At 68.2% G+C, this 16,826-nt stretch carries 17 protein-coding genes; 5 read left to right on the top strand and 12 right to left on the bottom strand.

All coding sequences use genetic code 11. The annotated features are described in order from the left end of the window. Window positions 1-334: 334 nt before the first annotated feature. From AC0IY0_RS14265 to AC0IY0_RS14245, 5 genes are all read right to left on the bottom strand, one after another. On the bottom strand, window positions 335-991 hold the full coding sequence (locus AC0IY0_RS14265; RefSeq protein WP_187193599.1) for a TetR/AcrR family transcriptional regulator: 657 nt from the start codon (window positions 989-991) through the stop codon (window positions 335-337). A gap of 188 nt (window positions 992-1,179) precedes the next feature. Then, complete coding sequence (locus AC0IY0_RS14260; RefSeq protein ID WP_471764203.1) at window positions 1,180-1,668, bottom strand: DUF892 family protein; 489 nt, start codon at window positions 1,666-1,668, stop codon at window positions 1,180-1,182. A gap of 159 nt (window positions 1,669-1,827) precedes the next feature. Then, complete coding sequence (locus AC0IY0_RS14255) at window positions 1,828-2,499, bottom strand: DUF2461 domain-containing protein (RefSeq protein WP_471764200.1); 672 nt, start codon at window positions 2,497-2,499, stop codon at window positions 1,828-1,830. Then, a complete protein-coding gene (locus AC0IY0_RS14250; protein ID WP_471764322.1) occupies window positions 2,496-3,860 on the bottom strand; it encodes an FAD-binding domain-containing protein in 1,365 nt (454 codons plus the stop codon). The genes AC0IY0_RS14255 and AC0IY0_RS14250 overlap by 4 nt, the downstream gene beginning before the upstream one ends. Window positions 3,861-4,186: 326 nt before the next feature. Further along, a complete protein-coding gene (locus AC0IY0_RS14245) occupies window positions 4,187-4,534 on the bottom strand; it encodes a DUF2293 domain-containing protein (RefSeq protein WP_471764198.1) in 348 nt (115 codons plus the stop codon). A gap of 246 nt (window positions 4,535-4,780) precedes the next feature. Between AC0IY0_RS14245 and AC0IY0_RS14240 the strand changes: the two genes are divergently transcribed. Continuing rightward, a complete protein-coding gene (locus AC0IY0_RS14240) occupies window positions 4,781-5,053 on the top strand; it encodes a hypothetical protein (RefSeq protein WP_471764196.1) in 273 nt (90 codons plus the stop codon). A gap of 109 nt (window positions 5,054-5,162) precedes the next feature. Here AC0IY0_RS14240 and rpsD read toward each other — a convergent pair whose 3' ends face one another. Then, on the bottom strand, window positions 5,163-5,780 hold the full coding sequence (gene rpsD / locus AC0IY0_RS14235; RefSeq protein WP_058190956.1) for a 30S ribosomal protein S4: 618 nt from the start codon (window positions 5,778-5,780) through the stop codon (window positions 5,163-5,165). A 210-nt stretch (window positions 5,781-5,990) separates the two neighbouring features. On the opposite strand from rpsD, the gene AC0IY0_RS14230 reads away from it, so the two are divergent. From AC0IY0_RS14230 to AC0IY0_RS14220, 3 genes are all read left to right on the top strand, one after another. After that, window positions 5,991-6,473, top strand: coding sequence for a GNAT family N-acetyltransferase (locus tag AC0IY0_RS14230; protein WP_471764193.1), 483 nt, complete (start codon window positions 5,991-5,993; stop codon window positions 6,471-6,473). Between the two features lie 60 nt (window positions 6,474-6,533). After that, entirely contained in the window at window positions 6,534-7,229 is a 696-nt protein-coding gene (locus AC0IY0_RS14225) for a helix-turn-helix transcriptional regulator (protein WP_471764191.1), read from the top strand. 64 nt (window positions 7,230-7,293) lie between these two features. Further along, window positions 7,294-7,668, top strand: coding sequence for a VOC family protein (locus AC0IY0_RS14220; RefSeq protein ID WP_471764189.1), 375 nt, complete (start codon window positions 7,294-7,296; stop codon window positions 7,666-7,668). A gap of 94 nt (window positions 7,669-7,762) precedes the next feature. On the opposite strand, the gene AC0IY0_RS14215 is transcribed toward AC0IY0_RS14220, so the two are convergent. Further along, window positions 7,763-9,397 (bottom strand): alpha-D-glucose phosphate-specific phosphoglucomutase, encoded by a 1,635-nt coding sequence (locus AC0IY0_RS14215; protein ID WP_471764186.1) that lies wholly within the window; start codon window positions 9,395-9,397, stop codon window positions 7,763-7,765. Between the two features lie 218 nt (window positions 9,398-9,615). Here AC0IY0_RS14215 and AC0IY0_RS14210 point away from each other — a divergent pair, with 218 nt between their 5' ends. After that, window positions 9,616-10,728 (top strand): alpha/beta hydrolase, encoded by a 1,113-nt coding sequence (locus tag AC0IY0_RS14210; RefSeq protein ID WP_471764184.1) that lies wholly within the window; start codon window positions 9,616-9,618, stop codon window positions 10,726-10,728. A 42-nt stretch (window positions 10,729-10,770) separates the two neighbouring features. Here the strand turns inward: AC0IY0_RS14210 and scpA are convergent, their stop codons facing one another. The 5 genes from scpA to cyoB are packed head-to-tail and all read right to left on the bottom strand — an operon-like array spanning window position 10,771 to window position 16,823. Next, window positions 10,771-12,936, bottom strand: a complete 2,166-nt coding sequence (scpA, locus tag AC0IY0_RS14205; protein ID WP_147855622.1) for a methylmalonyl-CoA mutase — start codon at window positions 12,934-12,936, stop codon at window positions 10,771-10,773. Between the two features lie 57 nt (window positions 12,937-12,993). Then, a complete protein-coding gene (locus tag AC0IY0_RS14200; RefSeq protein ID WP_147938743.1) occupies window positions 12,994-13,770 on the bottom strand; it encodes an SURF1 family protein in 777 nt (258 codons plus the stop codon). Between the two features lie 14 nt (window positions 13,771-13,784). After that, window positions 13,785-14,189, bottom strand: coding sequence for a cytochrome o ubiquinol oxidase subunit IV (gene cyoD / locus AC0IY0_RS14195; RefSeq protein ID WP_147907225.1), 405 nt, complete (start codon window positions 14,187-14,189; stop codon window positions 13,785-13,787). After that, window positions 14,186-14,818: a cytochrome o ubiquinol oxidase subunit III gene (cyoC, locus tag AC0IY0_RS14190; protein WP_147907226.1), complete on the bottom strand. Its 633-nt coding sequence runs from the start codon at window positions 14,816-14,818 to the stop codon at window positions 14,186-14,188. Before cyoC ends, cyoD begins: the two co-directional genes overlap by 4 nt. A 4-nt stretch (window positions 14,819-14,822) precedes the next feature. Next, window positions 14,823-16,823, bottom strand: a complete 2,001-nt coding sequence (gene cyoB, locus AC0IY0_RS14185) for a cytochrome o ubiquinol oxidase subunit I (RefSeq protein WP_147938742.1) — start codon at window positions 16,821-16,823, stop codon at window positions 14,823-14,825. Between the last annotated feature and the right edge of the window lie 3 nt (window positions 16,824-16,826).

Genomic DNA, 16,826 nt, shown 5'->3' with positions numbered 1-16,826 from the left:
CCGGGAAACGCCGGCCCGGCATCGGATGCGACGCGGGCGGGCGCGGTCAGACGGGGGAGAGGCTCGGGGACGCCGGGGCCGTGAGGCCGGGCGCCAGCGGTCAGCCGATCCGCGCGCGGGCTCGGACGATCCCTGCGGGGCGGACGGCATAGACGATGCTCATGCGGTCTCCTCCCTCATGCGAGCGCGACAGGGCCGAGGCTAGGGGAACCGGAAACGATTCGCAACGGCGGAAGACCGCACGTCGAGATGACGGTTGAAGCGCGATCGGAACGTCTGGTGAAGGTGGGAAGCGGCGAGACCGATTTCGGTCGCCAAATGCTTCAAGCGGACATCAACATCGTCCGCTCAGCAGGATCTCGGCGACTTCGGGCACGTCTCGGGTCGCCCGCTCGCACAGTCCGGCAAGATCCGCACCTGAGAAGGCGTGCATGTAAAGGGGGTGGAGGGCCATCTCGACGAACCGTGCCGCCAGCGGTGTTGCATCCGTCACCGCCGCGTCGGAGCCGTCCGTCGCCAAGCACTGCGCGATGCAGCGGACGCATCCGCCAAAGCCGATCCGGAACCCCTCGCGACCGAGTTCGGGAAACGCCTTCGCCTCGGCGATGGTGAGGCGCATCAGGGCGATGCTCTCCTCGGCCAGGGTTAGGTTGGCGAGTTCGATCCCGACCTGGACGAGGCGTTCCTTGGGCGTCCCGTTCGTCGGGACGATGGCCATTCGGGCCTGTAGTTCGTCGACGTAGCGCAGCACCACCGCTGAGAAGAGCGCCTCCTTGGTCGGAAAGCGCGCGTACAGCGTCGTCTTCCCGGTGTGGGCGAGATCGGCGATCTGATCGACTGTCGTGCGGCCAAACCCCTGCTCCAGGAACAGGGACGAGGCGACGGTGATGATGCGTTCCTCGATCTGTCCGGCCTGGTCAGCGCGCGGGCGTCCACGGCGCGGGCGGTCCGGTGCCGAAGGGACGGGGGTACGCTTGCCGGATTGGTCCAAGATCGGAACCGATTTTGCTGGGGGACGCATGCACCAAAGGTGGTGCGTTCGAACGGCCAAGCCAAGTCGTCCCACACGGCCGTCCACCTGAGATGGCGAGCGGCGACCGACCTGCGCGAGGGGGCGGAGCGCCGGCCGGTCGCCGTCATCACATGGCCGGTGGCCCCGTGATCCCTGTCGCCGCCGGGCTAAGCGGCCTGCTTGCCGACCGCGGCCTCGGCGGCCTTTGCGTAACGCTCTTCCAGCGCCTTGCTCTCCTGGCCAAGGCGCTCGAACTCCTCGGCCTGCTTGGAGAGGCTAAGTGCCTTTGCGTAAATCACGTGGCACTGGAAGGCGGTGGCCACGTAGGTGAGGCCCGCTCGGGCACCGAAGGCGATGGCGACGTCGCGTGTCTCGTCGTCCTGGGCAGCCTTGACGGACATCTCCGTGCCTTCGGCGATGCCGGCCTGGATACGGTCCTTGAAGTCGTTCGGCTGGGTGTCGAGCTCCTTCAGGAAGCCGATCATCGCCTGCTGCTGGCGGCCGCACAGCGCCGCGCCCTCTGCGGCCAGCTTCTTGAACGCGGGATCGGTGAACTGCCCCTCGGCCTGGGAGGCTGCCGTCTTGCCCTGCTCGGAAGCCGAACGGTAGGCCTGGAGGCCGGCGATGTACCAGGTCTTGATCGTGTCGTGGGACATTCGGATTGCCTGTCTGTTGCGCCGTACGGCCAGCCACGTCCGAAGGTGGGGCGGTCCGAAGGCGATGCCCGGAGCATTAATAGGACGATATCGTCCTATTATGGGAAGTCGCAGTTCGGCCCATGGTTCCTGGCCGGTTCCGATTTTTGATCTTGGCCTTCAGCCGGCGATGGCGTCGTTGAGGTAGTCCACCAGGGGCTGGGCCGCCTTGAAGGTCTCAACGACCACGTCGAGGGCGTCCTCGCCCTGGAGCTGCTTGTTCGTCAGCTTCCGGTTGGCGCAGAACCCCTTCATGCGCAAATATTCGATGGCCGGGTGGTCGGGATCGTATCCCTGGGGCGCACGCTTGAGCTCGCCCGGGCTCGTCAGCCCTTCGGGGAACATCGCCTTCATCTCGCGGGACTCGACGACGCCGGTCCACTTCGGCAACGATGCCGCGATCCGCTTGCGGATGTGGTCGAGCGCCTTCGGCTCGGTCGTGAAGATGCCCCCGCCCGCATAGCAGCCGCCCGGCTCGACATGGAGGTAGTAAGAGGCCGACCCCTGGTAGTCGCCGACGCTGTTGAGCATCACGAACAGGTCCGTCTTGTACGGCGGCTTGCCCTTGGCGAAGCGCATGTCCCGGTTGAGGCGGGTCACGCACTTCGTCGGCTCGGCGTTCGCCTTCTTCACCTTGGGATTGAAGCGGGACGCCGCGTCGATCAGGTGGCCTGCCACGTCGACGAGGTTGGATTTCGCGCGCTCGTAGTCGTCACGATGCTCCTCGAACCATTCCTTGTCGTTGTGGGCCGCGATGCCCTTCAGGAAGTCGAAGGTGTGCTTCTCGATCATCTGGGGGCATTCCTTTCGCCGAATTCGAACGATGGGGTTTCGTGCACCGGGCGCGCCCCGAGCGCTGGGGACTTCGCCCCCCAAGCCGCGCGGGCTGCGCGAGCGGCGGCCAGGTGATCGACCAGGGGCGGCGGCAGGGGCGATGCGGGATGCAGCCATGGCTCGTGGGCGAACCCGGCCGGAAGGCTGGCCAGTTCGGGCAGCCATGCGCGGACGTAGCTCTCGTCGAGGTCGAGGTCGCGGCCTTGCTTGACCGGGTTCAGGATGCGCGGCCCGCGATCCTGATTGACCCGGCCGTCGTTGATCGCGACCTGAAGCCAGGTGATGCCGGGCTCGTAGTCGTCGAACATCTCCGCCAGGACCGTCCCGACCTCGAACGGAGGCAAGCCCAGGAGCTGCACCGCATAGGACGCGGCCAGCTGGCGAAGGCGGAAATTGATCCAGCCGGTCGCCTTCAGCTCGCGCATGGCCGCATCAGGCATGGGGATGCCGGTGCATCCGTCCCGCCAGGCTTCGACCCTGCGCCGCATCTCCGGCGTGATCGGGAGCGGACGCAGATCGTCCTCATAGCGGGAAAAGGTCGTCAGGAAGCCGGGACGGTAGCGGACGCGCCCCTTGAAGGCGCCGAAGGATTTCCCCGCGACCGAACGGGCCTGGCCCGGGTTCGCGCGGTGCCAGGCGCGTTCCGCCGCCTCGGTTTCGACCCTCGCCCTGTCGCTGGACAGCGTGCCCGCCGCGAAGTGGGTCGAAAGCAGGCTGGTGCTCAGCCGATCTCGGCCCGGCACCCACATGCCGGCCAGGTAATCCCGCTCCGGCAGGCCCCTCAGGAAGGCCCGCAGCAAGGCTATCGGGTGATCGTCCGGCAGCGCCCCCGGTGCGATCTCGGCCGCATCGGATAGGAACGGCGCGTCGGGCCTGGCCCCTCCCGTTCCCTTGCGACGGATCATCTCGCCGTTGACGGTCACCAGCGGGATGCCGACCGCCGCCAACTCGTCCGTCCATTGCCTGTGATGGGCAAGCTCGGCGGCCATGCCATCGGCGGCGTTGCGGATGACCACGGTACATCCATGCCGCCGACAAGCCGCCGCAACGGACGTATCGTCACCAGGGCCACGCACCTCGAAAGGTATGCCTTTGGCCAAGAACTGCGCCTCAAGTCGCGCCTCGGCTGCCTCCTCAAGAGTGCGCCGATGCGGAGTCCGCCTGGGTCGCCCCCGCGCCTCCGGGGCGATGCGCAGCACCGCCATGCCTCCGTAGCCGGTGGTGGCCTGCCGGAGGGCAAGATTGTCCTCAAGCCTCAGATCCTCGGCAAGCCAGAGAAGGACCCTGCAATCGGAGTGTCGGACGGGCGTAGCATGCATCGGAAAGAAATAGGACGACGGCGTACTATTCAATATCAGGGTCGCAGGTAGGATGCGGAGCGTCCGCTTCTTGGCCAAAAGCTAAAGTCCGCTTCCTGTCCCGAGCCGAAGTGGCCGGACGGCCGACGGACGACCGCTTATGGGAAGCGCTGTAGACGAGTTTGGCGGCTGGGTTGGGTCGAAACCAGCCCCTCCAAAAGGCGCCGCTCTCGTGATCCGCGACAGCTTGCCGGCGACGGGTGCCCCGCTGTCGGGCTGCATCGTCGGGCGTGACCCCGGACCCGGCTTTGCCATCCCCGAATCCCGCCCGCCACCGGGACAAAACGCTAATCCGGCTCGCCCTCCGGATCGGCCTCAGGCTCCTCCTCGGGGATCGGCGCGGCGCCCCAGGCGGTGAGCGCCGCGTTGAGGTCGTCGAGGACGAAGTGCCGGGCGCTGTCGCGGTCGTAGCCCTCGCCCAGAAGGTCGTCGTAATCGGTGAAGACGTGGCGGGCATAGGCCACCAGGGCGAGGCGCGCGGCGGTCCCGGGGGCGGCTCCGCGCAGGCCGGCGCTCGCCAGCGCCCGGTCCAGCACGGCGTCGGACTCGAAGGCGGGCAGGCGCGGGGCGATGTGGGCCAGCGCCTCGGCCACGGCCTCGCGGCGGTTCAGGGGCGAGGACAAGGGCGAGGACAAGGGGCTCTTCTCCGGGATGCGCGCAGGGCGGCTCGCCGGGCCGCCTCCGGCCCGGGCACCATGATTTCGCCGCCGCGGCCGGCTACAAGGCTGCCCGCCGGTGCGGATACCGGCTCGGGGTGCGCACGCGCATCACGACAAAGGCTTAGCGCCGCATCCAATTGCAACGTGCTCCGGTGCGGCCCTAATGTCATCGGCAGTTGAGGCGGGGCACGCAGACAACCCGCCGTCGGGGAGATCAGGTCCATGCCAACGATCCGTCACGCGGTGATCCTGGGCGTGCTGCTCGGGGCGGCGCCGGCCCTGGCCCAGAGCCCGGTGGCCCCGGACGGGTCCCGGGTCGGCCGCAGGATCACCGCCACCGGGCAGACCAAGCCGCCGAGCCCCGCCGCCACGGGTACGGCCCGACCGGTGAACGAGGTCACCATGCTCAAGGCGCAGAAGGCCGCGGAAGCCCGCTCGAAGGCGTGGGACAGCAAGATGCGCCACACGATGGGCACGATCTGCAACGGCTGCTGAGCCGGATACGAAAAGGGGCCGCCCCTGCGGGCAGCCCCTTCTTTCGCAAGTCCAGGTCCCGAACCGCACCCCGCCGCCGGCTCGGCCGCGGGGTGCGATCCCGGGAGACTCAGCGGGAGTAGAACTCGATGACGAGGTTCGGCTCCATCTGCACCGGGTAGGGCACCTCGGACAGGCTGGGGATGCGGGTGACGCGGGCGGTCATCTTGGCGTGATCGGCCTCGATGTAGTCCGGCACGTCACGCTCGGGGAGCTGGGTCGCCACGATGACGATCTCGAGCTGGCGGGAGGATTCCTTGACCTCGATGAGGTCGCCGGCCTTCACCTGATAGCTCGGGATGTTCACCCGGATCCCGTTGACCTTGACGTGGCCGTGGTTGACGAACTGGCGGGCCGCGAACGGGGTCGCCACGAACTTCGCACGGTACACCACGGCGTCGAGGCGACGCTCGAGCAGGCCGACCAGGTTCTCGCCGGAATCGCCGCGCAGGCGGATCGCCTCGGCGTAGTAGCGGCGGAACTGCTTCTCGGTGATGTTGCCGTAATAGCCCTTGAGCTTCTGCTTGGCGCGCAGCTGCGTGCCGAAGTCGCTCATCTTGCCCTTGCGGCGCTGGCCGTGCTGGCCCGGGCCGTACTCGCGGCGGTTGACGGGGCTCTTCGGGCGGCCCCAGATGTTCTGGCCCATGCGGCGGTCGAGCTTGTGCTTCGCCTGAATCCGCTTTGACATATGTTTCGCGTCCTCTCGTGACCGAGATTGAGGAACGCGCCCTCCTTTTCCCGGACCCTCAAGGCCGGGACGACAGGGCGGGATGATCCCGCCCACGGGTGCGCGTGAAAACGCGACGGGGCCCCGTGCGGAGCCCCATCGACGGCCGGGTCTTTAGGGGATGGGCCGGCCCGGGTCAACCACAGGCGGACTTTCGGAATGGCGGCGACGATGCGGATCAGGCAGGCAGAGGCGGCGGACGCGGCGGCGATCCGGGGTGTGGTGGACGCGGCCTACGCCAAATGGATCCCGCTGATCGGCCGCCTGCCGACACCGATGCGGGCCGATTACGCGAAGTCTGTGCAGGATCACCGCTTCGACCTGCTGCAGATCGACGAAGAACTGGCCGCCCTGATCGAGACCACGCGAAGGGACGACGAAGGGAACGGCCACCTGCTGGTCGTCAACGTCGCGGTCCACCCGAATTTCCAGGGCCGGGGCTTCGGGACAACGCTGCTCACCCGCGCGGATACGATCGCCGCCGGGGCCGGCCTGACGCGGCTGCGGCTCTACACGAACAAGAAATACACGGCGAACCTGCGCCTCTACGGATCGCTGGGCTACGAAGTGGAGCGCGAGGAGCCGTATGACGGACCGGGCCGGACCCTGGACGACGACATCACGGTTCACATGGTGAAGGCGATCGCTCCGTAACCGGCCGGAACCCGCGATGCCGTCATCCGATGGCAGCGTCGCGGGCGTTAGAAGGGCCGCATGTCCCGCTTGGAACGCCTGTTCGACCTGCTCCACGCCCTGCGCAGCCACCGGCGGCCCGTCAGCAGGCGCGTGCTGGCCGGGGAGACCGGCGTCAGCCTGCGCACCCTGTACCGGGACATCGCGAGCCTTCAGGCGATGGGGGCCGCCATCGAGGGGGAGCCCGGGGTCGGATACGTGCTGAGGCCGGGCTTCCTGCTGCCGCCGCTGATGTTCAGCCCGGAGGAGATCGAAGCGCTGGTCCTGGGATCGCGCTGGGTCGCCGATCGCGCGGATGACCGGCTGAGCAGCGCGGCCCGGAGCGCACTCGCCCGGATCGGCGCGGTCCTGCCCGACGACCTGCGCGAGACCTTCGCGGGTTCGGCGCTGCTGGTCGGCCCCGGCACCGCGGCACCGGTCGACGCGGTCGACCCCGCCCTGCTGCGCAGGGCGATCCGGACCGAGCGCAAGCTGACACTGCGCTACCGCGACGGGACGAGCGCGGCCTCGGAGCGGGTGGTGTGGCCGTTCGCCCTCTCATTCTTCGACGCCGCCCGGATCCTGGTGGGCTGGTGCGAACTGCGCCAGGGCTTCCGGCACTTCCGCACCGACCGGACCGCCGAAGCCCAGCTGAGCGACGCGCGCTATCCGCGGCGCCGGCAGGCCCTGCTCAAGGACTGGCGGCGCACCGAGGGGATCATAGACCCCGCTGCTTGATGCTGCCGGAAACTGGCAGGGGCGCTGGATATCGAGGTCGCGCATCCACCGACAGGAGCGACCGATGGCCGAACCCAGCAACATCCTTCTCTACGTCACAGACCCGGAGGCCAGCGCGCGCCTCTACGCGACCCTCCTGGACCGAGAACCGGTCGAGGCGAGCCCGACCTTCGTGCTGTTCGCGCTGCCCTCGGGCCTGGCGCTGAGCCTGTGGGCGCGAAGCGGAGTGGTGCCGGCCCCCACGCAAGTGGGCGGCGGAGGCGAAATCGGCTTCCGGGTGCACGGGGCCGCGCGCGTGGACGCGCTCCACGACGCCTGGCGGGCGAAGGGCGCCAAGATCGTCCTGGCACCGACGGATCTCGATTTCGGCCGCAGCTTCGTCGCCGTCGATCCGAACGGGCATCGCCTGCGGGTCTATGCGCGAACCGAGGATCAATGAGCGACCTTCGGCGTGAATGCTGCGCGGAGCCCTGCTATCGGGCTCCGCCCCGATACCCCGCCAAAGGGCTGAGCCCTTTGGAAACCCGGATCGGTCAGGTCACCACGCTCGGCTCGGCCCGGCCGGTGCGGGGCTCGATCTCCGCGACGGCGCGGGCCGCCGCCACGACCGGGGCCAGCACCTCGGAGACGGGCAGGTCGAGCCGGGTCGGATCGGCCTCGTAGCGCTCCAGATAGACCCGGAGTGTCGCCCCGGCGGTTCCGGTGCCCGAGAGACGGAAGACCACACGGGCATCCTCGGCGAAGCCGATGCGGATACCCTGGTGCTCGGTGAGCGAGCCATCGACGGGATCGCGGTAGGCGAACTCGTCGGCCGTCGAGACCGTGAGGTCGCCGAGCCGCGTGCCCGGCAGACCGGCGAGCTTTTCCCGGAGCGCATCCATCAGGCCGTTGGCGGCGTCGGAATCCACCTCCTCGTAGTCGTGGCGGGCGTAGTAGTCGCGGCCGTGGGTGCGCCAATGCGCCCGGACCAGCGCGTCGGCGCGCTCGCCGGTGGCGGCCAGGATGTTGAGCCAGAGCAGCACCGCCCAGAGCCCGTCCTTCTCGCGCACGTGGTTCGAGCCGGTGCCGGCGCTCTCCTCGCCGCACAGGGTGATCAGGCCGGCATCGAGAAGATTCCCAAAGAACTTCCAGCCGGTGGGCGTCTCGTAGGCCTGGATGCCCAGAGCCGCCGCGACCCGGTCGGCGGCGCGGCTCGTGGGCATCGAGCGGGCGATGCCGGCGAGCCCACCCGCGTAGCCCGGCGCCCGGTGGGCGTGGGCGGCAAGGAGCGCGAGGCTGTCGCTCGGCGTCACGAACAGGCCCGGGGCCACGATCATGTTGCGGTCGCCGTCGCCGTCGGACGCCGCGCCGAAATCGGGGGCGTCAGGCCCCTGCATCAGGTCGAACAGGTCGTGGCAATGGACCGGGTTCGGATCCGGGTGATGGCCACCGAAATCTTCTTTTGGAATGGCGTTGACGACCGTCCCCCGAGGCGCGCCGAGCATGCCTTCGAGGATGGCGACCGCGTAGGGGCCGGTCACCGCGCTCATCGCGTCGAACCGCATGCGGAAGCCGGAGGCGAACAGGCGCGACACGGCGTCGAAGTCGATCAGCGTGCGCATCAGTTCGGCGTAGTCGGCCACCGGGTCGATGATCGCGACCGTCATGGCGCCGAGCCGGGTCTCGCCCAGGGTGTCGAGGTCGAGATCCGACGCCTCGACCAGGCTGTAGCGGGTGAGCGCCTTGGCCCGTTCGAAGATCGCGTTGGTCATGGTCTCGGGCGCGGGACCGCCGTTGGCGGCATTGAACTTGATGCCGAAATCGCCGTCCGGCCCGCCCGGGTTGTGGCTCGCCGACAGGATGATGCCGCCGATCGCCTGGGCCTTGCGGATCACGCAGGAGGCGGCCGGGGTCGAGAGCAGGCCGCCGCGTCCGACCAGCACCCGGCCGAACCCGTTGCCGGCGGCGAGCCGCAGCGTCTTCTGCACCACCTCGCGGTTGAGGAAACGCCCGTCACCGCCGAGCACCAGGGTCGCGCCCGCCTTGTCGGGCAGGGTGTCGAAGATCGCCTGGACGAAGTTCTCGACGTAGTTCGGCTGCCGGAACACGGGCACCTTCTTGCGCAAGCCGGAGGTGCCCGGCTTCTGATCGGGGAAGGGCGTGGTGGCGACGGTCGTCGGGGTCGTCATGGGCGGGCGTCTCCCGGGTTCTCCCGCCTCAATGCCCGCGCGGAGGCGCGGCGTCACCCGCCCCGGCGACAGAGGCGGGGGTTTTTTCACGCGCTTTCGCCGGATCGGGCAACGGAACCCGCCTCCTGTCCGCCGGCGGCCGCTCCGGACCGTTGCGCCGATCGACACCCGTCGGTTGAATCACCGGAGCCGCCGAACAAGGCGGGCCGGAGGAAACCATGGCGGACAGAGTGGTGCAGAAGGATCCGAACGGGGCGCGGCCGGGCAGGGGCCTGGCCCGACGCCAGCTGGTCGGGGCGCTCGCCGCCGGGGTGGCGGTCGCGGGCTCACCGGCCCCGTCGGCGGCCGCGCCCGCGAGCCGGCTGCAGACGGAGGAATTCCGGCTGCCGTGGAGCGAGCCGGGCGTCGAGATCTACGTCCGCAACAAGCGCCCTGCCGGGATCGACCGGTTTCCGGGCGACCGGATCCTGCTCTACGTGCACGGATCCACCTACCCGTCGTCCACGGCCTTCGACCTGCCGCTGGGCGGCATGTCGGCCATGGACTACCTCGCGGGCCTCGGCTTCGACGTCTACCTCGTGGATCTGCCGGGCTACGGCCTGTCCGGACGCCCGGCCGCGATGGACGCGTCGCCGGCCGACAACCCGCCGCTCATGCGCACGCAGGACGCCGCAAAGGTGGTGGGGCAGGTCGTGGACTTCATCACCAAGAGGCGCGGGGTCGAGAAGATCGACCTGATGGGCTGGTCCTGGGGGACTTCCACCATGGGCCTCTACACCAGCACCCACAACGATCGGGTCAACCGGCTCGTCCTGTACGCGCCGCAATGGCTGGCGCGCACGCCGGGCCTGATCGGCGGCGGCGGCCCGGTGGGGGCCTATCGCAGCGTGAGCCGGGACAGCGCCCGGACGCGCTGGCTGACCGGCGTCCCCGAGGACAAGAAGTCCGACCTGATCCCGGCGGGCTGGTTCGACCAATGGGCCGACGCGACCTTCGCCACCGATCCGGTCGGCGCGAAGCAAGCGCCGCCGGTCCTGCGCGCCCCGAACGGCACGGTCGCCGACAAGGACGCCTACTGGGCGGCCGGCAAACCGCTCTACGACCCGGGCGACATCCGCGTGCCGGTGCTGATCATCCACGCCGAGTGGGACGCGGACCTGCCGAGCTACCAGGCACAGGAGTATTTCGCAAAGCTCACCCACGCCCCCTACAAGCGCTTCGTCGAGCTGGGGGAGGGCACCCATACGGTGATGATGGAGAAGAACCGCATGCAATTCCTCCACGCGGTCGGAGCCTTCCTCACGGAGGCGGACCCGACCGCGCTGAACTGAGCGGCGTCCCGTCTCCCCGCGTTCGGGGAGACGGGCCCCGATCTACTCCGCGGCCTGACGCGCCGCGTAGCCCAACCGCTCGTTCAGCGCGCGGATCAGCTTGACCGCGGCCTCGGCGATCACCGTACCGGGCGGGAAGATCGCCGAGGCTCCGGCCGCCACTAGGGCATCGTAGTCGCCCGGCGGGATCACGCCGCCGATGGCGATCATCACGTCGTCGCGGCCCTGCTCGGTGAGTGCCGCCTTCAGCTCCGGCACCAGGGTGAGGTGCCCAGCCGCCAGGGAGGAGACACCGACGATGTGCACGTCGTTCTCCACCGCCTGCCGGGCGGCCTCGTCCGGGGTGGCGAACAGCGGTCCGATATCCACGTCGAAGCCGAGATCGGCGAACGCCGAGGCGATGACCTTCTGGCCACGGTCGTGCCCGTCCTGGCCCATCTTGGCGACCAGGATGCGCGGCCGGCGGCCGTCATTCTCCTCGAACGCCTCGACCAGCGCCCGGACTTCCTCGACCACTGGCGACATGCCCCCCACCTCGCGCTTGTAGACGCCGGAGATCGAGCGGATCTCGGCGCGGTGCCGGCCCCAGGCCTTCTCCAGGGCCTCGGAAATCTCACCCACGGTGGCCTTGGCGCGGGCCGCGTCCACGGCCAGAGCCAGCAGGTTCTCGTTCGTGTCGGCGGCGTTGGTCAGCGCCTCGAGCCGGGCCGTGACCGCCGCCTCGTCGCGCTCCGAGCGCAGCCGCTTGAGCTTGTCGATCTGGAGGCGGCGGACATTGCCGTTGTCGACCCGCAGGAGGTCGATCGCCATGTCGTCGTCGGACTTGAACTTGTTGATGCCCACGATGGTCTGGCGGCCGGAATCGATCCGTGCCTGCGCCCGGGCCGCGGCCTCCTCGATCCGCAGCTTGGGGATGCCGGCCTCGATCGCCTTGGCCATGCCGCCGAGCTGGTCGACCTCGCGGATATGCTCCCAGGCCCGGGCCACGATGTCGGCGGTCAGCTTCTCCACGTAGTAGGAGCCGCCCCACGGATCGGCGATCCGGGTGGTGCCGCTCTCCTGCTGCAGGAACAGCTGGGTGTTGCGGGCGATCCGGGCGGAGAAGTCGGTGGGGAGCGCCAGCGCCTCGTCCAGCGCGTTGGTGTGCAGCGACTGCGTGCCGCCCTGCGTCGCCGCCATCGCCTCGATGTTGGTGCGGGTGACGTTGTTGAACACGTCCTGGGCGGTGAGCGACCACCCGGAGGTCTGCGAGTGGGTGCGCAGCGCCAGCGACTTCTCGGATTTCGGATCGAACCCCTTAACCAGCTTCGCCCAGATCAGGCGCGCGGCCCGCATCTTGGCGATCTCCATGAAGAAGTTGGTCGAGATCGCCCAGAAGAACGACAGGCGCGGGGCGAACTGGTCGATGGTCAGCCCGGCGGCCAGCCCGGCCTTGATGTACTCGACGCCGTCGGCCAGCGTGTAGGCGAGTTCCAGGTCGTTCGTCGCCCCGGCCTCCTGCATGTGGTAGCCGGAGATCGAGATCGAGTTGAACTTCGGCATATTCTTGGAGGTATAGGCAAAGATATCGGAAATAATCCGCATCGATCCCTTGGGGGGATAGATATACGTGTTGCGGACCATGAACTCCTTGAGGATGTCGTTCTGGATCGTACCGGCGAGTTTCTGGGGCGGCACGCCCTGCTCCTCGGCGGCGACGATGTAGAGCGCGAGGATCGGCAGCACCGCGCCGTTCATCGTCATCGACACCGTCATCTCGTCGAGCGGGATGCCGGAGAACAGCGTCCGCATGTCGTAGATCGAGTCGATCGCCACCCCGGCCATGCCGACATCGCCCGAGACCCGGGGGTGGTCGGAATCGTAGCCGCGGTGCGTGGCGAGATCGAAGGCCACCGACAGGCCCTTCTGCCCGGCCGCGAGGTTGCGCCGATAGAACGCGTTCGAATCCTCGGCCGTGGAGAAGCCGGCATATTGCCGGATCGTCCAGGGCTGGGTCACGTACATGGTCGGGTAGGGGCCGCGCAGGAATGGCGCGATGCCGGGATAGGTGTCGAGGAACTCCAGGCCCTCCCGGTCCTCCGGCCCGTACCGGCCCTTCACCGGAATGCCCTCCGGGGTCATCCACGGCTCGGGCAGAGCCGGCGACGCCACCGCAAGCGGCTCGCCGGCCCAAGACATCTCGGCGAAGTTCGGAATGCGGGTGGTCATTGGGGGTGACTCGTTGTGGCGTTTGTCACCCCATTATAGACGCCCCCGGAAACCGGGCTACTCCCCTCCAGGTCTAGACGTCCGCCGGCCGCGCAGGATGTAGATCGCTGCACCGGCCAGCATCAGCGCCATCCCGTACCAGGTCAGCGCATAGACGAGGTGGCTGTTCGGGAAGGCGATCACCGTGAGCCCGCCCACCGGCAGGCCGCCGGAATTGGGCGCCGCGTCGGCGTCGACGAAGTAGGGGGCGACGTCGGTCAGGCCTTTTGCCGCCGCGATGGCGGCCACGTCGCGCGAATACCAGCGCCCATCCTTCGGGTCGTTCGACCGCAGGAACGCGCCACCGGGCTCGGTCAGTCGCAGGAGGCCGGTCACCCGCGCATCCCCCGCCACCTGACCGGCCAGCCGGGTCGCGGGATCCCGGTTCGGCCCCGGCACGAAGCCGCGGTTGACCAGCACGAGGGTGCCGTCGGGCCGGCGGAGCGGCGTCAGCACCCAGAAGCCGCCGCCCCGCTCGGTGACGGCCTGGACCAGCGTCTCCCGGTCGTGGAGGAAGGTGCCGGACAGCCGGACATGCCGGTAGGCGTCGTCGGGGCCGACCCGTGGCCATTCGGCTGGGCCGGGGGCCGGCACCGCCGGGGCGTGGACCCGGGTATCGACCCGGGCGATCAGGTCGAGCTTCCAGGCCCGGCGCTGGACCTGCCACGTCCCGAGCCCGACGAGGACGACGAACACGAAGGCGGCGGCCGCGCCGAACACGAAGCGCCGCGCGAACGAAAGCGGGGCCGGGGAGGGGCCCGGACCGGAGCCCCCCGCCGACCCCGAGGGGATCACGTCCGCACGCCCGCTCAGCGGGCGTTGTTCATGACGTCGTGGGCATCCATCGGCATCATGTTGTGGTTGAGGTGGTACATCACCCAGACCGAGCCCGCGAGCATGATCACCACCACCATGATGGTGAAGATCAGGGCCAGGAAGGTCCAGCCGCCCTCGGACTTCGTGTTCATGTGCAGGAAGTAGATGACATGCACGACCATCTGCACGCCGCCCAGCGCCAGGATCACCAGGGTGGTGACGAGGCTGTTGTCGAGTACGTTGCCCATCACCAGCCAGAACGGGATCACCGTCAGGATGACCGACAGGACGAAGCCGGTGATGTAGCTGCCGAAGCTGCCGTGCCCGCCCTCGCTGTGGGCGTGGGCGTCATGGGTATCCGGACCGTGACCGGTCAGGTGGTGCGCGTCGGCGCTCATTCGAGCACTCCCATCAGGTAGACGACCGTGAACACCCCGATCCAGATCAGGTCGAGGAAGTGCCAGAACATCGACAGGCACATCAGGCGCCGCTTGTTCTCGACGATCAGGCCGTGCTTGCGCAGCTGAACCAGCAGCACGACCAGCCAGAGGATGCCGACCGAGACGTGCAGGCCGTGCGTCGCCACCAGGGTGTAGAACGACGACAGGAAGGCGCTGCGCCAGGGCGGCGCGCCCTCATGGAACAGGTGGACGAACTCCCGGATCTCCAGGGCCACGAAGGCCACGCCGAACAGGCCGGTGATCGCGAGCCAGATCTGCGTCGGCTTGATCCGGTCCCGGTCCATCTCCAGCATGGCGAAGCCGTAGGTGATGGACGAGAACAGCAGCATCGCGGTGTTCACCGCGATGCCCGGCAAGTCGAACAGCTCCTTGGGAGTCGGCCCGGCCGCGTAGCTGCGGCCGAGCACGCCGTAGGTCGCGAACAGGGTCGCGAAGATGAGGCAATCGCTCATCAGGTAGAGCCAGAACCCGAGCATCGTCGAGCCCTCGGAGTGATGGCCCTCCTCGTCGGTCTGGTAGAAGACCGGCGCCGCAGCGCCGGGGGGTGCAGTCTCCGCGTGCATCATCGGATCACGCCATCTCCAGCTCGCGCGTCCTCTGACCTTCCGTCCGACTGACCGTGTCGGCAGGAATGTAGAAGTCGCGCTTGTAATTAAAGGTGTGAAGGATCGCGACGACGAGGATCGCCACGAAGCTGAGCGCCGCCAGCCACCAGACGTACCAGACCATGGCCAGGCCGAAGGTGAAGTTCAGTCCAGCCAGGATGGCACCGGTCGCGGTGTTCTTGGGCATGTGGATCGGCTTGTACCCGGTCATCGGCCGGGCGAAGCCGCGGTTCTTCATGTCCCACCACGCGTCGGAATCGTGGACCACCGGGGTGAAGGCGAAATTGTAGTCCGGCGGCGGGGAGGAGGTGGACCATTCCAGGGTCCGGCCGCCCCACGGGTCGCCGGTCAGGTCGCGCAGCTTCTCGCGATTGCGGATCGAGACCACGAACATGATGATCTGCGAAGCGATCCCGCAAGCGATCAGCGCCGCGCCGCCAGCCGCGATGACAAACCAGATCTGAAGCGACGGGTCGTCGAAGTGCTGCATCCGCCGAGTCACGCCCATCAGGCCGAGCACGTAGAGCGGCATGAAGGCGACGTAGAACCCGCTCACCCAGAACACGAGGGCCATCTTGCCCCAGAACTCGTCGAGCTTGAACCCGAAGGCCTTGGGGAACCAGAAGGTCACGCCGGCGAACATGCCGAACAGCACGCCGCCGATGATCACGTTGTGGAAGTGCGCGATCAGGAACAGCGAGTTGTGGAGCACGAAGTCGGCCGGGGGCACCGCCAGGAGGACGCCGGTCATGCCGCCGATCACGAAGGTGACGATGAACGCCACCACCCACATCATCGGCACCTCGAACCGGATCCGGCCGCGGTACATCGTGAACATCCAGTTGAAGATCTTCGCGCCCGTCGGGATCGAGATGATCATCGTCGTGATCCCGAAGAACGAGTTCACGTCCGCGCCCGAGCCCATGGTGAAGAAGTGGTGCAACCACACCAGGTAGGCGAGGATGGTGATCACCACGAGCGCGTAGACCATCGACGTATAGCCGAACAGCCGCTTGCCGCAGAACGTCGAGGTGATCTCCGAGAACACCCCGAAGGCCGGCAGGATCAGGATGTAGACCTCCGGGTGGCCCCAGATCCAGATCAGGTTGAAGTACAGCATGGCGTTGCCGCCAAGGTCGTTCGTGAAGAAGTGGGTGCCGACGTAGCGGTCGAGCGACAGCATCGCCAGGACGGCCGTCAGGATCGGGAAGGCGGCCACGATCAGGATGTTGGTGCACAGCGACGACCAGACGAAGATCGGCAGCTTCATCATGGTCATGCCGGGCGCGCGCATCTTCACGATGGTCGCGATCAGGTTGATGCCCGATAGCAGCGTCCCGATACCGGCGATCTGCAGCGCCCAGATGTAGTAGTCGACGCCGACGCCGGGGCTCATGGCAGCCCCCGAGAGCGGCGGGTAGGCGAGCCAGGTGGCGCGCGAGAACTCGCCGACGAACAGCGACACCATCACCAGGATGCCGCCGGCCACCGTCATCCAGAAGCTGAAGTTGTTCAGGAACGGGAAGGCCACGTCGCGGGCGCCGATCTGCAGCGGCACCGCGAAGTTCATGAGCCCCGTGACGAACGGCATCGCCACGAAGAAGATCATGATCATGCCGTGGGCGGTGAAGATCTGGTCGTAGTGGTGCGGCGGCAGGAAGCCCTGCTCCGAACCGAACGCCACCGCCTGCTGCGAGCGCATGAGCAGCGCGTCGGCGAAGCCCCGCAGCAGCATGATCAGCGCGAAGATGCAGTACATGATACCGATCTTCTTGTGGTCGATGGACGTGACCCAGTCACGCCACAGCGGCCCCCAGAAGCGGAAATACGTGATGACGCCCAGCACGGCGAGTCCGACCACGGCCACGCCGGCGAACGTCGCCTGCAGGATCGGCTCGTGATACGGGATCTGCTCGATCGTAAATCGACCGAGGATCAACTGCTGTAGGTCGAGGTTTGCGAACATGGG

This window comes from Methylobacterium sp. AC315 (genome assembly GCF_979253755.1).
This window is presented reverse-complemented; position numbering and strand designations above follow the sequence as displayed.

Excerpts from the sequence above, each read along its gene's own strand:
- AC0IY0_RS14225 (WP_471764191.1), top strand. The coding sequence starts at position 6,534 with ATGTCCCGCTTGGAACGCCTGTTCGACCTGCTCCACGCCCTGCGCAGC.
- AC0IY0_RS14215 (WP_471764186.1), bottom strand. The coding sequence starts at position 9,397 with ATGACGACCCCGACGACCGTCGCCACCACGCCCTTCCCCGATCAGAAG.
- cyoB (WP_147938742.1), bottom strand. The coding sequence starts at position 16,823 with ATGTTCGCAAACCTCGACCTACAGCAGTTGATCCTCGGTCGATTTACG.
- AC0IY0_RS14240 (WP_471764196.1), top strand. The coding sequence starts at position 4,781 with ATGCCAACGATCCGTCACGCGGTGATCCTGGGCGTGCTGCTCGGGGCG.
- AC0IY0_RS14255 (WP_471764200.1), bottom strand. The coding sequence starts at position 2,499 with ATGATCGAGAAGCACACCTTCGACTTCCTGAAGGGCATCGCGGCCCAC.
- AC0IY0_RS14260 (WP_471764203.1), bottom strand. The coding sequence starts at position 1,668 with ATGTCCCACGACACGATCAAGACCTGGTACATCGCCGGCCTCCAGGCC.
- AC0IY0_RS14220 (WP_471764189.1), top strand. The coding sequence starts at position 7,294 with ATGGCCGAACCCAGCAACATCCTTCTCTACGTCACAGACCCGGAGGCC.
- cyoD (WP_147907225.1), bottom strand. The coding sequence starts at position 14,189 with ATGAGCGCCGACGCGCACCACCTGACCGGTCACGGTCCGGATACCCAT.
- scpA (WP_147855622.1), bottom strand. The coding sequence starts at position 12,936 with ATGACCACCCGCATTCCGAACTTCGCCGAGATGTCTTGGGCCGGCGAG.
- AC0IY0_RS14230 (WP_471764193.1), top strand. The coding sequence starts at position 5,991 with ATGCGGATCAGGCAGGCAGAGGCGGCGGACGCGGCGGCGATCCGGGGT.
- cyoC (WP_147907226.1), bottom strand. The coding sequence starts at position 14,818 with ATGATGCACGCGGAGACTGCACCCCCCGGCGCTGCGGCGCCGGTCTTC.
- rpsD (WP_058190956.1), bottom strand. The coding sequence starts at position 5,780 with ATGTCAAAGCGGATTCAGGCGAAGCACAAGCTCGACCGCCGCATGGGC.
- AC0IY0_RS14250 (WP_471764322.1), bottom strand. The coding sequence starts at position 3,860 with ATGCATGCTACGCCCGTCCGACACTCCGATTGCAGGGTCCTTCTCTGG.
- AC0IY0_RS14210 (WP_471764184.1), top strand. The coding sequence starts at position 9,616 with ATGGCGGACAGAGTGGTGCAGAAGGATCCGAACGGGGCGCGGCCGGGC.